Below are 12,026 nucleotides of genomic sequence, written 5' to 3'. Positions count from 1 at the left end.
GCTGACCCGGTGGCCAGGCGGTTCGGCGGTCTCGCACGTGTGTCTCCCGATACACCCGTTCCGGATGTTTGCCGTGGCGCGCACGGGAAAGGGGTCCTGTGATCACCGGAGCCGACAATCCGGTGCACAGCGTGGCAAAAGTGAGTAGCAAGGAGGTTTCGATGTCCTCGAAGCGACGTCGCAAGAAGAAGGCCCGCCGCAAGAACGGCGCCAACCACGGTAGCCGTCCGCAGAGCTGAGGACGTCCCGTCGTATCGGGTGGGTGGCGCACGCCACCCACCCGACGCGTGTCCGGGTCCTAACGCTCCAGCGCGCGCTGTGCCTCGTACAGGTTCCGCGGGCGTACGGCGTCGGTCGTGCCGTACAGCTCCAGGCGGGCGTGCAGGTCCCCGGCGAAGTCGGGGACGTCGATCTGGTCGAACTCGCGCACCTCGTTGATCCCGACGGTGGCGGACCAGGGAGCCAGGCCGTCGATCTTCATCAGGCCGGCCCGGCCGTTCGTCACCCTGATGTTCCAGTGGGCGAAACGGGCTCCGAAGAGTGGGCCCGCGCTCGCGTCGCCGCCGTGGCGGCCGTCGTTGTCCACGGTGATGTCGGTGCGCACGTTCGCGAAGGGCATGCCGCGGTGACTGTCGAAGGTGCCCATCTCCATCGCACCGCGTGACCAGACGTTGTGCGAGGAGAGCCCCTCCACGTTGATGCCGTGCAACTGGGTCCCGGCGGGAGCGGGCGTGGTGCGTTCCTCGACGGTGAAGTCCTCGATCAGGTTGTCGTGGGACCCCTCGCGGCAGAAGTACGGATGGTGGGAACCGCGCCCGGCCACCCTGGTGCGGCTCAGGGTGCACGCCGAGGCGGCGACCAGTCCGAACCCGTTGTCGACGTGGCGCACGGTCACGTCGTCCACCCGGCAGTCGTAGGCGCATTGCAGCACGACGCCGTTGTACCCGCGGTCCAGCAGGTGCGGCTGCTGCGGAACGTCGGGGGCCTCCAGGGTCAGGCCCTCGACCCCGGCGCCGGTCAACTCCCCGACGTGGGTCGTCAGCCTGGGGTCCCACTCGGGGCGGAGGTCGAGCGGCAGTGGGCGCTCCAGGGCGATCCGCCGGCCGTGTACCTCCGTGAGGCGGACCGGCCACTCGTAGGGCACGTACGACGTCAGCTTCGTCTTGTCGTCCCAGGCGTAGGACTCCGCGCCCGGGCCGCCGCCCGCCATGTGGGCGAGCAGGGTGTGGTCCGCGTCGTCGGCGAGGCGCAGCAGGACGAGGTCGCCGGGGCGGAGCCGTGAGGGGTCGCTCACCCGGACCGTCCACGCCCCCCGCCGGGCGGGGGCCACGGTGGTCAGCGTGCGCCACTCGTCGCGCCGGTTGCCGGTCCAGCCCTCGAACGGCCACTCCTTCGCCCTGATGGCGTCGGTGAGGGAGTTCCAGCGGGCCTCGGGGGCCAGCCAGATCAGGCCGCCCGCCCAGGACCAGGAGGACTTGTCGCCGCCGTACCGGGACCCGTAGGCGCCGACGAGTTCGGTGAGGTCCTTGGTGGCGCGCAGGGTCGTGCGGTCGCTGCCGGCGCCGCGCAGCACGACGTTCGAGTGGCCGACGCGGATCAGGCCGTCGATGCGGAGGGTGCCGGGCGGCAGGGCGACGGTGCCGCCGCCGGCCCGCCCGGCGACGGCGAGAGCGCGATTGATCGCCGGGGCGCAGTCGGTCGTGCCGTCCGCCACCGCACCGAAGTCGCGGACGTCGGCGACCATGGGGCGCCGGGGGAGCCGTGCGGCCCCGCCGAGACAGCCGGCCCGGCCGACGAAGGGGATCTGGGGGTGGGTGAAGGGAGACCGGGCGAACTCACGCCACAGGGGCGGCACCACCCCGGGCGGTGCCCCGGCCGCGGCGAGGGCCGGCGGCGCCGCCCCGGCCACGGCACCCGCGGCCACGACCGCGGCACCGCCGAGCAGACCCCGTCTGGTGACCGGCCCGGCGCAACCGCCCGCGCCGCCGTGGCTCTTGTCGTGAGACATACCCGCCCCTTCTCCGTTGCTCCGTCAGACATGTATGTGAATCACGTTCGCGGTGGAGTTCCGGGGAGCATGGCACGTCGATGCCGAGTCGAAAAGACCGCCCGCACATTACCTGAGTGATCACTTCCGTTCACGTACAGGAACGACGCTCAAGGGTGTACACCCATGGAGCCGTGTGCCACGCTCGGACAACTCCCAGGTCCCGTCGCCCAGTTGGAGGACGACCACCCATGAGTGTTTCCCGTCGAACCGTGCTGGCCTCGGCCACCGGCGTCGTGGGCGTTCACGCCCTGTCCCAGCAGACCGCGGCCGCCGTCGACGCCGGGGCGCCCGCGCCGGCCACCGACCGCGTGCTGCGGGACGCGGCGGACTACGCCGTCGCGAAGCTCCGCGTCGTCGCGCCGGGGGTGAGCGACTTCCCGGTGGGGACGAAGTTCGAGAAGTGGGTCTACTCCAAGAGCGGCGACTGGGTGGGCGGGTTCTGGCCCGGGACGCTCTGGATGGCGTATCTCCACAGCGGCGACGAGGACTTCCGCACCCTGGCCCTCGACTCGGCGCAGGGGCTCGCGCCGCGCCGGTACGACACCTCCACCCATGACCTGGGCTTCCTCTTCTACCCGTCCTGGGTCACCGCCTGGCGCCTGACGGGCGACGCCGCCTGGAGGGACGGGGCCGTCAGGGCGGCCGACTCCCTCATCCAGCGGTACAACCCGCGCGGCCGCTTCATCCGCGCGTGGGGCGCGCTCTCCGACCCCGGGAACGCGGGCCGGGTCATCATCGACACCATGATGAACCTCGACCTGCTGGCCTTCGCGAGCCGGGAGACGGGGGACGGGAAGTACCTGGACATCGCCACCGAGCACGCCAGGACCACGCAGCGGGTCTTCCCCCGCCCCGACGGATCGACCCCGCACGTCTACGACTTCGACCCGGGCAGCGGCGCGCCCGTCGGACCCGGCACCGTGCAGGGGTACAGCCCCACGTCGTGCTGGGCGCGCGGCCAGGCCTGGGGCATCTACGGCTTCACGACGATGTACCGCAGGACCGGCGACCGCGCCTTCCTGACCACCGCCCGCGGCCTGGCCGACTTCGCGACGGGCGCCCTGACCGAGGACCACGTCCCCGTGTGGGACTACCGGGCGCCGCAGCAGCCGTACGACGTCAAGGACGCCTCGGCCGGTGCGGTCATGGCCTGCGGTCTGCTCGACCTGGCCGCGGCCACCGGCAGGCGGGAGTACCGCGAGACCGCCCTGCGGCTGCTCACCGCCCTGGCCCGGACCTGTCTCACACGGGGGTCGTCGCGGGCCGAGGCGGTGGTCGCCCGCTGCACGCGCAACCGCCCGGCCGAGGACGGCGTGGAGATATCCCTGCCCTACGCCGACTACTACCTGCTGGAGGGCATCATGCGCGTCCTCCGCCCGCGCGACGCCGACCGCGCCCTCGACCTCTCCGCCGTCGGCGCGTCGTAGGCCCTGAGTTCAGCGACAGGATCTAGGCGAGCGCCCAGGCCACGTCCCGGAGCAGGGCGTGCCGCCAGCCCGCCCGGTCGTGGTCCGAGGCCGAGCGGGAGACGAGCACCGTCGCACCGGCCTGTTCGGTCAGGGCCTCCACCAGGGAGCAGTGCGGGAGCATCCGGGTCTCGTGCTCCCCCACGTCGAACGCGATCCGGAGCCCGGACAGGTCCGGACCGCTGCGCAGCCGTGCCGCGACGGTGCCGCCGACCGGGCCGCCCAGCGGGTCCGGCAGGTGCGCGGCGTCAGGCGTCCACCAGAACGACGGCGACTGGCACGCCACCCGGGACACCAGGTCCGGGAACTCCAGCGCGGCGTACAGCGCGCTCAGTCCGCCGAGGCTCTGGCCCGCGACCACCAGCCGGTCCGGGTCGGCGTGCACGGTGCTCTCCGCCACCAGGGGCAGCAGTTCGTCCCGGACCGCCTCCCACAGGGCGGGCCGGCACCCGAACTCGGTCTGCCGGTCCTTGGCCGGCAGGAACACCAGCGTGACCGGCGGCATCTCGCCGCTCGTGACCGCCGAGTCGAACGCGGCCGCCGCCGGATGCAGATACAGCCAGTCGTCCCCGTCGAGCAGCAGGACCACCGGCCCGCCCCCGCCCACCTCGTGGACCCGCACGGTGCGCCGCCCACCGAGCCGTTCGCTGGTCCAGCGCAGCCGGGTGCGGGGGAGCGGCAGGACGTCGTCGGCGCCGACCACGGGCCAGTGCGGCTGCGGCGGGGCGTCCGGCGTCGCGGCGATGGACCGCTCGCCGCCCGCGCCCACCGGATTGCACGGGTCCGCGTACGCCTCGTCGCCCACGAGGAACTGGTACGTCACGCGCAACCGCGCCGGCATGCGGACCTCGGCGTACCAGCAGTCCGTGAGCCCCCACCTGCGCAACGGCACCGGGTCCGACCAGCTCTCGAAGCCGATGCCGGCCGCCTCCCCGCCGCGCCGCAGGAACAGGACCGTCCAGCCGTCGCCGTCGGCCAACGACGCCGGAGTCCGTGCTCCGGCCCAGAAGGCGTCGGTGCCGGGCGCGCCGGAGAGCCCGTACGCGGCGAAGGTCTCTTCCCCCACCAGCCTCATGAAGGTCTCCTTGTGGAGCGGAAAAAGGGACGGCTAAGCTCGCCATCCATTAGGCGAGCCTAACCTAACGCCTCAGGAGGGATCCGACCCCCGATGCTCTGCACCAGACTGACGAACGCGCGCTTCCTCACCATGGACCCGGACCACCCGGTCGCCCACGACCTGGGGATCTGGCGGGGCCGGATCGTCGGCCTGGACGAGGCCGTGACCTCCCTGCCCGCCCGGGAAGTCGTCGACCTCCAGGGCGCCACCGTACTGCCGGGCTTCGTCGACGCCCATGTGCACCTGGCCTGGACCGGGTTCAAGCAGAGCACCCCGAGCATCGCCGGACTCACCCGGATCGAGGACGCCCTGGCGGTCGTGGCGGAGGCCGTCAGCCGCAAGGCCACCCCCGGCTCCTGGGTGAGCATCGCCGGCTACGACCAGCGGGCCCTCGGCCGCCACCTGACCGCCGCCGAACTGGACCGGGTCAGCCACGGACACCTGCTCTACGTGATGCACGACTCCGGGCACGGCTGCGCCGTCAACTCGGCCGTTCTCGACCTGCTCCCCGCCGGCACCCCGCACGACAACGGCTTTCTCGCCGAGGGCGCGATGGGCGCCGCCCGCGCCCTGCGCCTGCCGCACGCCCAGGACGAGTTGGCCGAGGCGATCGGACGGGCCGCCCGCACCTGCCTCACCGAGGGCGTCACCGCCTGCGCCGAAGCGGGCATCGGTGGCACCCTCCTGGGCCACAGCCCGGTCGAACTGGGCGCCTACCAACTCGCCAGGGACCGGGGCCTGCTCCCGCTGCGGGTGCAGCTCATGGTGTCCGCGGACCGGCTGCACCCCGTCGGCGCCCACGAGACCGACGGCATTCCCCGGGCCCTCGACCTCGGACTGCGCACCGGCTTCGGCGACGACCGGCTCTCCGTGGGCGCGCTGAAGGTGTTCACCGACGGCGGCATGATGGCCAGGACCGCCGCGCTCAGCAGCCCCTACGAAGGGCTCGACCACGCGGGCCAGTTGCAGGACGACCCCGACGTGCTGGCCCGGACCATCATTGACGGACACCTCGCCGGCTGGCAGCTCGCCGTCCACGCGATCGGCGACCGCGCGGCCGACGTCGCCCTGGACGCGCTGGAACGCGCCCAGGTCCTCCGCCCCCGGCCGGACGCCCGGCACCGCGTCGAGCACGCCGGACTGATCCGCCCCGACCAGCTCCCGCGCTTCGCCCGGCTCGGTGTCACCGCGGTCGTCCAGCCCAACTTCCTGCGCTACTTCGGCGACGACTACGCCGCGATCATGGGTGCGGAACGCGCCCCGTGGCTCTACCGGGGCAGGGCTTTCCTGGACCACGGCATCCCGCTGGTGGGCAGCTCCGACCGCCCCGTCACCGACGGATCCCCGCTGCGCGCCGTCCAGTTCATGGTCGAACGCGCTTCCCTCTCGGGCGCGCGGATCGGCCCCACCGAGGGCATCACCGTCGACGAGGCCCTGCACGCCTACACCGTCGCCGGCGCCCACGCCTGCCACTGGGAGGACGACCTGGGCAGCCTCACCCCGGGCAAGCGCGCCGACCTGGCCGTGCTCGGCGACGACCCGCGGCGCGTCGACACCTCGCGCATCGGCGACATCGAGGTGGTGGCCACCTACGTCGACGGCCGCCCCGCCGCGGCCGGGGGCACGCCGCCCCCGTGAACTCCCCGGGCGCCGAAATCCGGTCGCACCCCCGGGTGGCGACTCGCTAGCCTCCGCCTGGACGCCGCGCGGGTGCGGGGTGTCACGAGGGGAGCCGGACATGGAGACCGAGGGTGAGCGCACCGACCGGTTGGGGTGCCTGCTCGACCAGTTCGACCAGGCCAGGGAGATGGCGCAGGTGCGACTGGCGGGCCTCGGCGACGAGGAGTACCTGTGGGAGCCGGTCCGCGGCTGCTGGTCGATCCGGCACAGGTCCGAGGCGGTGACGCCCCGGGCGTACGGGCCGGGCGAGTGGGTGCTGGACAAGGGTGCCCCGGACATCCCGGCCAACGAGTACGCCGAGGTGGCGCGGCAGGCCGCCGACGGCATGTCGGTCGACAAGATCGCCGCGGACTGGAGCGTGAGCGTCGAGCGCGTCGAGCAGGTGCTCGCCCACACCGGTGAACCGCCCCCGGACGACGCGCCGTTCACCACCCTCGCCTGGCGGCTCGGGCACCTGCACTCCTGCTTCGCGGGCCAGTGGGAGTGGACCTTCGGCGAACGCCGGCAGGACCCGAGGCAGCTGGTCGACTTCTCTCCCTCCGCCGACGTGGCGCTCGCCCGCTTCTGGTCGCTGATCGACCGCTGGCGCGCCGACGTCGCCACCGTCACCGACGAGCAACTCGACACGGTCGGCTTCTCGCAGTACCCGTACGGGTCCGACCCGGACGACCCGTACATCAGCGTGGTGGCGGGTGCCAACCTCGAGTTCATCCACCACATGTCCGAGATCGCGGTCCTCCGCGACCTGTGGCGGCTGCGCGCCACCCTCTCCGGGTAGAGGCGCTCCCGGGCGACGGCGCGGCGACCCCTCGCGACCGGCGGTGCCGCTGATCGCGAGGGGTCGGTGGCGCCGGCTAGCAGCTGAGGTTGGAGCCGGGTTCGACGCCGAGGGCCTGCGTGAAGCGCTGGTAGTTGTCGATCCGGCTCTGGACCTGCCCGGGGTTGCCCCCGTTGCATTCCAGGCTGCCGTTGATGGCGCGGATGGTCTCGCCGAATCCCGCGCCGTTGACCATGGCGTCGTGCGGTGTCATGGTCCCGGGCCCGCTCTGCGTGTTCCAGTACCAGAGGCCGGTCTTCCAGGCCACGGCCGCGTCGTTCTGGACCAGGTCGGGGTTGTTGAGCAGGTCGATGCCCAGGGCGTCCCCGGCGGCCTTGTAGTTGAAGTTCCAGCTGAGCTGAACGGGACCGCGTCCGTAGTACTTGTCGGTGCCGGCCGGGCAGCCGTACGGCTGGCTGGCGTCGCAGTAGTGGGGGTAGTTGGCCTGGTTCTGCTCGACCACGTACTGCAACCCGCCGGTCTCGTGGCTGACGTTGGCGAGGAAGGCGGCGGCCTCCTGCTTCTTCACCGTGTCACTGCCCGTGTTGGTGAACCCCGGGTAGGCGCTGAGTGCCGCGGTGAGTCCGCTGTAGGTGTAGAACGAGTTCCTGTTCGGGAACATCTGGTTGAACTGGGCCTCGCTGACCACGAATTCGGCGGCCGCCCGTGCGTCGGACTCGGGGGCGTCGGACTTCTGGGCGAGGGCCGACGGCGCCAGGGTCAGGCTGCAGAGGGCGGCGGCCGCGCCGGTGGCGGCCAGCAGTGCGAGTTTGCGGTGCTGCACGGTTATCGACTCCTGCTCGGTGGGGGGAACGGCATGGAGGGGCGGAAACAGGGGGAGCGGTCGCGCCCTCAGGGGGAGTGCGACCGCTCGCCTCCTGCTCCAACCGGCCTGTCAGCCGCCGACGTTGACGTCGATGCAGGCGTAGAACGCGTTGGACGTGTCGGCGACGTTCCACACGGCGAGCACCTTCTGCTGGCCGGAGAGGCCGCCGAAGTCGACCTGGTGGTTCACCACCGCGCCGGGCTTGGCGCCGCCGTCGTCGAACAGCGCGATCCGCTGCCCGCCGACGTAGTACTCCCAGGTGCTGGTGTTGTGCTGCGCGGTGAGCTTCCAGGAGAAGGTCGTGGTCTTCGACACGGGGGTGACGGCCCAGCCCTTGCTGTCGTCGTCCAGCTCGGAGAAGCGGCTGTTGCCGCCGCTGCAACTGGTCAGGCCCTTGGGGCCTTCGACGCTCTGCGGCTCGTACTGGATGTCACCGCAGGACACGGTGCCGGCGGCACACTGGGCCTGGCGGCTGGGCGGATCGGAGATGTAGCCGTGTGCGCTCGCCGAGGAGGCGGGGAGGCTGACGGCGACGACGGGAGCGAGGGCCGCGCCGATCAGCGCGGCGGTCTTCCTGCGTGCGTGCATGTGGAACTCCTTCACATCAGGCCGTTCCAGGGCGGCGCGCGGTCGTGTGTGGGGGTGACCGCGCACGCCGAGTACGGCCTCTCGTGGGTGGGGCCAAGAGGCGCGAAGGTGACGCGCGCTCGCCGTCCTCGCGGGGAGTGCGGCCCCGGGCAGGGGTCAACTCCTCAAACGGAGCGGCGAGTTCTGTTGGACTAGACCATACAAGCGGTCGACGTGAGCGTGTCAAGAGTGTTGCGTGGGGTCCGGGATCACCGCCCGGGGAGTCCTCGCCCGGGGCCCGCGGCACCCCGGCCCCGCCCCGGCGGACGGAACGGAACCGGCCGACGTGACCGCCGGTTCCTGACCCCGAGGCCGGCGGGGCCCGCCCCGGCCGGGCGCGCCGGCGATACGGCCGACCGGGTGGGGGATGCCGCACTCGGCGGCGCGCGCCGGGGAAACGGCGTCCGCGCTGCTAGTTTCGCCAGCCGTCGGAGGAAACCGGGCGCCTCGGTCCGAGGCGCGGTTCACATGCGAGGGAGCAGCGGGTGACAGATGTGCGCGCGGAATCGTCGGGGGAGCGGTCCCCGTTCGGGCGGAGGACCTTCATGGCGTCGGCCGCTCTGACGGCGGCCGCTCCGGTGGCGGCGGCCACTGGCCCGGCGGCGGCCGCTCCCGTCCCGGCGGCCGGCTGCCCGGTCACCACGGGCCCCTGCCCGTCGGTGGCGTCGCTGCTCGCTGTCCCCAAGGACGGCCGGGATGCCGAGTGGCTCAAGGAGTCCCTGCAAGTGGCCGTGGCGCTCGAACTCGCCACGATCCCACCGTACTTGTGTGGCTGGTGGTCCATCGAGGACCGCTCCAGCCAGGCGGCGCGGCTGATCCGGCGCATCCTCGCCGACGAGATGTACCACATGGGCGTGGTCTGCAACCTGCTGGTGGCCGTCGGCGGCCGGCCCCGCATCGCGGACGCGGCGCTCGCCTATCCCGGGCCGCTCCCCGGTGGGGTGCGCGCCGAGGTGAACGTCTACCTGTCGGGCCTCACCCGCTCCTACGTGCACGACGTGATGATGGCGATCGAAGCCCCCGACGTGCCGCTGGCCCGGCAGGCGGAGGACGCGCCCAGCATCGGTGACTTCTACGACGCCCTGCTGGGCGCGTTCAAGGCAGCGGCGCCCGTGATGACGGCGCGGGGGCAGCTCTCCGAGCGCATCGGCAACGACGTCATGGAACCCGTGACCGACCTCGACGGCGTCGAGCGCTCGATCGAGATCATCAAGGAGCAGGGCGAGGGCACCGCCAGCTCCCCGGCCGAGGCCTTCGGCGACGACCACCCCGCCCACTACTACGCCTTCGGCGAGATCTACCACGGTCGGCAGCTTCGCGAGACGGAGGACGGCTGGCAGTTCACCGGCGCCCCCGTCCCCTTCCCCGCCACACGCCCCATGGCCCGCGTCCCGGCGGGCGGCTGGTCCGGAGCGTCCACCGCCGTCCAGGGCATGCTCGACCAGTTCGACACCACCTACGCCAAGGTGCTGAGCACCCTGGACGCGGCGTGGACCGACGGGGACCCGCGCACCCTGCGCTCGGCCGTCCGCGCCATGGGTGCGATGGAGGCCCCCGCGCTGAGGCTGATGGAGACCGCCCTGCCGGACGGCGGGGGCAACTACGGCCCCCAGTTCCGTCCGCCCGGCACGTGACGCGCTCCGCTACTTGCTGTGCACGATCTGGATCAGGTTGCCGCAGGTGTCGTCCAGCACCGCGGTGGTGACGGCCCCCATCTCCAGCGGCTCCTGGGTGAAGCGCACCCCGAGCGCGCGCAGCCGGTCGAACTCCGCCGGCACGTCGTCCACGGCGAAGGAGGCGGCCGGGATGCCGTCGTGGGCCAGCGCCTCCTTGTAGGGCCGGACCGCGGGGTGGCCGGAGGGCTCCAGCAGGAGCTCGGTTCCGTCGGGGGCCTCCGGTGAGACCACGGTCAGCCACCGGTCCGTGCCCATGGGGACGTCGTGCTTCTTCACGAAGCCCAGAACATCGGTGTAGAAGCGCAGGGCGTTCTCCTGGTCGTCTACGAACACGCTGGTGAGATGGATTTTCATGGGGTGCTCTCCGGTGCGTCGGGTCTGAGCCATCGGGTCACGATGCGCTCCAGGGGTTCGGTGTCGAGGTCGTGGAACTTGTACCGGCCCTCACGCCTCGGGACGACCAGGCCCGCCGCTTCCAGCACGGCCAGATGCTGGCTGACCGCCTGCCGGGACAGGCCCAGGCCGTGCTTGGTGGTCAGGCGGGCGCATATCTCGAACAGGCTCTGGCCGTCCCGTTCCGCTAGTTCGTCAAGGATGCGCCGACGGGTGGGGTCGGCCAGTGCCTTGAACACATCCTGCGTCATGCCCCCACCATAGGCAAGTAGCGACTTGCCTATCAACCTCCGGCCGTCCAGGTGCCCGGCGCCGGAGGGCCGGAGAGGGCGCGGACCAGGGACTCCGCCGGGAGCGCGGGGGCCGTCCGGCCGTCGACGCCGATGGTCGTGGTCGCTGCCAGCAGGGAGTTGAGCACCGCCTCCTCGACGGCGTCGAGCACCGCTTCGAACAGCGGGTTCAGGTCGGCATCGGCCACCGGGGCGCCGCCCGGACGGGTGGCGAAGGCGACGGCGTAGTCACCGCTGCCGTGGCTGTACGCGGCGCCGGTGCGTGCCAAGGCGAACACCGCGCGCCGCGCGACCCGGGTGAGCTGCCGGGCGTCGAGCGGCGCGTCGGTGGCCACCACGATCATGCAGGACCCCGCGTCCGCGACCGGCCCCGCACTGTCCGCCCCGACGACGCCCAGGGAGCCCGGGGTGAGGGTCCGGCCGAGCACCCGGAGCGTGCCGCCGAAGTTCGCCTGCACCAGGACGCCCACCGTGCGGCGCCGGCCACCCGCTTCCGGAGTGCGCGAGGCGGTGCCGACGCCCGCCTTGAAACCCAGCGCCACGGTGCCGGTTCCGGCGCCCACGCACCCCTCGGCCACGGACCCGCCGGCGGCGGAGTCCAGGGCGGCGCGCACATGGTCCTCGTGGACGGGACGTGCCCGGATGTCCGACAGGAAGCCGTCGTTGCACTCGCCCACCACGGGGTTGAGGCTGCGCACCTCCTCGCATCCGGGCCGCCGCAGCATCCAGCCGACCAGCGCGTCCGCGACCCGGAAGGCCGACAGGGTGGAGGTGAGCAGGACCGGGGTCTCCAGCGCGCCCAGTTCGGTGAGCTGGGTGGTGCCGATGAGCTTGCCGTAGCCGTTGCCGCTGAACACCCCGGCCGGCAGCGGGGTCCGGGGGCCGACCAGGTCGGGCACGACGGCGGTGACTCCGCTGTGGACGTCGGGCGGCCGCCGCACGGTGGTGTGACCGACGCGGACGCCCGGCACGTCGGTGATGGCGTTGCGGGGCCCGGGAGTGCCGGACCCGATGACGACACCGAGGTCACGCGCCCGGGGCCGGGAAGTGGCGGAGGAGGATTCCATAGGGCCGGACGTTACGT

The 12,026-nt window shown here is 72.6% G+C and carries 12 protein-coding genes; 5 read left to right on the top strand and 7 right to left on the bottom strand.

Features of this window, described 5'->3' with window-relative positions; genetic code table 11:
* Positions 1–161: 161 nt before the first annotated feature.
* On the top strand, positions 162–239 hold the full coding sequence (locus ACZ67M_RS17675; protein ID WP_370443954.1) for a 50S ribosomal protein bL37: 78 nt from the start codon (positions 162–164) through the stop codon (positions 237–239).
* Positions 240–298: 59 nt separating this feature from the next.
* Here the strand turns inward: ACZ67M_RS17675 and ACZ67M_RS17670 are convergent, their stop codons facing one another.
* Positions 299–2,008 carry a glycosyl hydrolase family 28-related protein gene (locus ACZ67M_RS17670; protein WP_469851614.1) on the bottom strand — a complete coding sequence of 570 codons (1,710 nt, stop codon included), beginning with the start codon at positions 2,006–2,008 and terminating at the stop codon, positions 299–301.
* A gap of 230 nt (positions 2,009–2,238) precedes the next feature.
* Here ACZ67M_RS17670 and ACZ67M_RS17665 point away from each other — a divergent pair, with 230 nt between their 5' ends.
* Positions 2,239–3,477: a glycoside hydrolase family protein gene (locus tag ACZ67M_RS17665; protein WP_469851612.1), complete on the top strand. Its 1,239-nt coding sequence runs from the start codon at positions 2,239–2,241 to the stop codon at positions 3,475–3,477.
* A 22-nt stretch (positions 3,478–3,499) separates the two neighbouring features.
* Here ACZ67M_RS17665 and ACZ67M_RS17660 read toward each other — a convergent pair whose 3' ends face one another.
* The gene (locus ACZ67M_RS17660) at positions 3,500–4,591 is read right to left on the bottom strand and encodes an alpha/beta hydrolase-fold protein (RefSeq protein WP_392013097.1); all 1,092 of its coding nucleotides are present in this window, start codon (positions 4,589–4,591) and stop codon (positions 3,500–3,502) included.
* 93 nt (positions 4,592–4,684) lie between these two features.
* Here ACZ67M_RS17660 and ACZ67M_RS17655 point away from each other — a divergent pair, with 93 nt between their 5' ends.
* Complete coding sequence (locus ACZ67M_RS17655) at positions 4,685–6,271, top strand: amidohydrolase (protein WP_469851610.1); 1,587 nt, start codon at positions 4,685–4,687, stop codon at positions 6,269–6,271.
* Positions 6,272–6,371: 100 nt separating this feature from the next.
* Positions 6,372–7,091, top strand: coding sequence for a DinB family protein (locus ACZ67M_RS17650; protein WP_361363536.1), 720 nt, complete (start codon positions 6,372–6,374; stop codon positions 7,089–7,091).
* A 76-nt stretch (positions 7,092–7,167) separates the two neighbouring features.
* Here the strand turns inward: ACZ67M_RS17650 and ACZ67M_RS17645 are convergent, their stop codons facing one another.
* A complete protein-coding gene (locus tag ACZ67M_RS17645) occupies positions 7,168–7,914 on the bottom strand; it encodes a chitinase (RefSeq protein ID WP_361363539.1) in 747 nt (248 codons plus the stop codon).
* A gap of 111 nt (positions 7,915–8,025) precedes the next feature.
* Complete coding sequence (locus ACZ67M_RS17640) at positions 8,026–8,544, bottom strand: lytic polysaccharide monooxygenase auxiliary activity family 9 protein (RefSeq protein WP_361363542.1); 519 nt, start codon at positions 8,542–8,544, stop codon at positions 8,026–8,028.
* A gap of 584 nt (positions 8,545–9,128) precedes the next feature.
* On the opposite strand from ACZ67M_RS17640, the gene ACZ67M_RS17635 reads away from it, so the two are divergent.
* On the top strand, positions 9,129–10,217 hold the full coding sequence (locus tag ACZ67M_RS17635) for a ferritin-like domain-containing protein (protein ID WP_392013090.1): 1,089 nt from the start codon (positions 9,129–9,131) through the stop codon (positions 10,215–10,217).
* 9 nt (positions 10,218–10,226) lie between these two features.
* On the opposite strand, the gene ACZ67M_RS17630 is transcribed toward ACZ67M_RS17635, so the two are convergent.
* From ACZ67M_RS17630 to ACZ67M_RS17620, 3 genes are read right to left on the bottom strand one after another with little or no spacing between them, the layout of a single operon-like run.
* The gene (locus ACZ67M_RS17630) at positions 10,227–10,613 is read right to left on the bottom strand and encodes a VOC family protein (protein WP_361363548.1); all 387 of its coding nucleotides are present in this window, start codon (positions 10,611–10,613) and stop codon (positions 10,227–10,229) included.
* On the bottom strand, positions 10,610–10,903 hold the full coding sequence (locus ACZ67M_RS17625) for an ArsR/SmtB family transcription factor (protein ID WP_361363550.1): 294 nt from the start codon (positions 10,901–10,903) through the stop codon (positions 10,610–10,612). Before ACZ67M_RS17625 ends, ACZ67M_RS17630 begins: the two co-directional genes overlap by 4 nt.
* A gap of 32 nt (positions 10,904–10,935) precedes the next feature.
* Positions 10,936–12,009, bottom strand: coding sequence for a P1 family peptidase (locus ACZ67M_RS17620; RefSeq protein ID WP_392101568.1), 1,074 nt, complete (start codon positions 12,007–12,009; stop codon positions 10,936–10,938).
* Positions 12,010–12,026: the final 17 nt, after the last annotated feature.

The sequence above is a fragment of the Streptomyces sp. NPDC107500 genome, from assembly GCF_055582785.1.
The sequence above is the reverse complement of the archived record's forward strand: the minus strand, read 5'-3'. Positions and strand labels throughout refer to the sequence as shown.

Excerpts from the sequence above, each read along its gene's own strand:
- ACZ67M_RS17655 (WP_469851610.1), top strand. The coding sequence starts at position 4,685 with ATGCTCTGCACCAGACTGACGAACGCGCGCTTCCTCACCATGGACCCG.
- ACZ67M_RS17630 (WP_361363548.1), bottom strand. The coding sequence starts at position 10,613 with ATGAAAATCCATCTCACCAGCGTGTTCGTAGACGACCAGGAGAACGCC.
- ACZ67M_RS17675 (WP_370443954.1), top strand. The coding sequence starts at position 162 with ATGTCCTCGAAGCGACGTCGCAAGAAGAAGGCCCGCCGCAAGAACGGC.
- ACZ67M_RS17670 (WP_469851614.1), bottom strand. The coding sequence starts at position 2,008 with ATGTCTCACGACAAGAGCCACGGCGGCGCGGGCGGTTGCGCCGGGCCG.
- ACZ67M_RS17625 (WP_361363550.1), bottom strand. The coding sequence starts at position 10,903 with ATGACGCAGGATGTGTTCAAGGCACTGGCCGACCCCACCCGTCGGCGC.
- ACZ67M_RS17660 (WP_392013097.1), bottom strand. The coding sequence starts at position 4,591 with ATGAGGCTGGTGGGGGAAGAGACCTTCGCCGCGTACGGGCTCTCCGGC.
- ACZ67M_RS17650 (WP_361363536.1), top strand. The coding sequence starts at position 6,372 with ATGGAGACCGAGGGTGAGCGCACCGACCGGTTGGGGTGCCTGCTCGAC.
- ACZ67M_RS17665 (WP_469851612.1), top strand. The coding sequence starts at position 2,239 with ATGAGTGTTTCCCGTCGAACCGTGCTGGCCTCGGCCACCGGCGTCGTG.
- ACZ67M_RS17620 (WP_392101568.1), bottom strand. The coding sequence starts at position 12,009 with ATGGAATCCTCCTCCGCCACTTCCCGGCCCCGGGCGCGTGACCTCGGT.
- ACZ67M_RS17640 (WP_361363542.1), bottom strand. The coding sequence starts at position 8,544 with ATGCACGCACGCAGGAAGACCGCCGCGCTGATCGGCGCGGCCCTCGCT.
- ACZ67M_RS17635 (WP_392013090.1), top strand. The coding sequence starts at position 9,129 with ATGGCGTCGGCCGCTCTGACGGCGGCCGCTCCGGTGGCGGCGGCCACT.